Source organism: Pseudomonas emilianonis (assembly GCF_023072625.1).
Lineage (GTDB): Bacteria > Pseudomonadota > Gammaproteobacteria > Pseudomonadales > Pseudomonadaceae > Aquipseudomonas > Aquipseudomonas paraveronii.
In genome coordinates, this window is the sequence record NZ_JAKNRV010000643.1 from 1 (window position 1) to 1,452 (window position 1,452).

2 protein-coding genes are annotated in these 1,452 nt (G+C 63.2%); both read left to right on the forward strand.

What is annotated here, in order from left to right; genetic code table 11:
- Nucleotides 1–432, forward strand: a 432-nt coding sequence (locus L9Z73_RS30400) for an MFS transporter (RefSeq protein ID WP_247408659.1), incomplete at its 5' end; no start/stop codon positions are given.
- Between the two features lie 221 nt (nt 433–653).
- Nucleotides 654–1,452, forward strand: a 799-nt coding sequence (locus tag L9Z73_RS30405; protein WP_247408660.1) for a DNA topoisomerase, incomplete at its 3' end; no start/stop codon positions are given.

Below are 1,452 nucleotides of genomic sequence, written 5' to 3' on the forward strand. Positions count from 1 at the left end.
CCAGCGAGCAGCCCGGTGCAGGTGAGCGTGGGCGACGTGCGCATCGATGGCTTTGACGAGGCGGCCCTGCGCGCTGCCGTGACCCTGGCCGGCTACCCGACATCGGCGGATGTGGCCCAGGTCAACAAGGTGATGGTGGTGGTGCTGATCGTTGTGCTGATCCTGATCGCGGCCATGTGCTACGGCCCGCTGGCGGCGCTGATGGTTGAACTGTTCCCGACACGCATCCGCTACACCTCGATGTCCCTGCCCTACCACATCGGCAACGGCTGGTTTGGCGGGTTCCTGCCGACCGTGTCGTTTGCCCTGGTGGTGTACACCGGCGATATCTTCTACGGCTTGTGGTATCCGGTGGTCGTGACCGGGGTGAGCCTGATTGTCGGGATGTTCTGCCTCAAGGAAACGCGGCACGTGGATATCGATAACAACTGACCCGACCTCCTGAACACCGTAGGTCCCCTGTGGGAGGGGGCTTGCTCCCGATGGCTTCAGTTATCTTTGCATTGACTGAAGGTCGCCATCGGGAGCAAGCCCCCTCCCACATCTGTTCTGCGGCGCCACACAAATTGCTGTACATCCATACAGATAATGGTTGCTCAAATCCCTCGGACTCCGCATCCTGCAAGGCATCAACCCGATCTGATGTGATGACCATGCGGCTGTTCCTCTGTGAAAAACCCTCCCAGGCCAAGGATATTGCGGCCGTGCTCGGCGCCACTCGCCGTGGCGACGGTTGCTGGCTGGGCAACGGGGTGACCGTCACCTGGTGCATCGGCCACCTGCTGGAAACCGCCCCGCCCGATGCCTACGACGCCAAGTACAAGCGCTGGGTGCTCGCCGACCTGCCGATCATCCCGGACAAATGGAAGATGCGGGTCAAGCCCAAGACCGCCAGCCAGTTCAAGGCCGTCAAGCGCCTGCTGGGCGAAGCCCAGGAGCTGGTGATCGCCACCGACGCCGACCGTGAGGGTGAAATGATCGCCCGCGAACTGGTGGAGCATTGCCGCTATCGCGGGCCGATCCAGCGGCTATGGCTGTCGGCGCTGGACGACGCTTCCATTCGCAAGGCCCTGGCTGCGCTCAAACCCGGCGCCGAAACCTTCAGCCTGTACCACTCGGCCCTGGGCCGTTCCCGCGCCGACTGGCTGATCGGCATGAACATGAGCCGCCTGTTTACCTTGCTAGGCCGTCAATCCGGTTACCAGGGCGTGCTGCCGGTGGGCCGCGTGCAAACCCCGACCCTGCGCCTGGTGGTGGACCGTGACCGCAGCATCGCCGATTTCGTACCGGTGGCCTACTGGGCCATCGATGTCGACCTGCGCCACGCGCACATGACCTTCACCGCCCAATGGCGCGCCACCGACGACGCCTGTGACGATCAAGGCCGCTGCCTCAACCCGCAACTCGCCAAAATGACCCAATCCGAACAATCCACCAAGGTCAACCTCAACG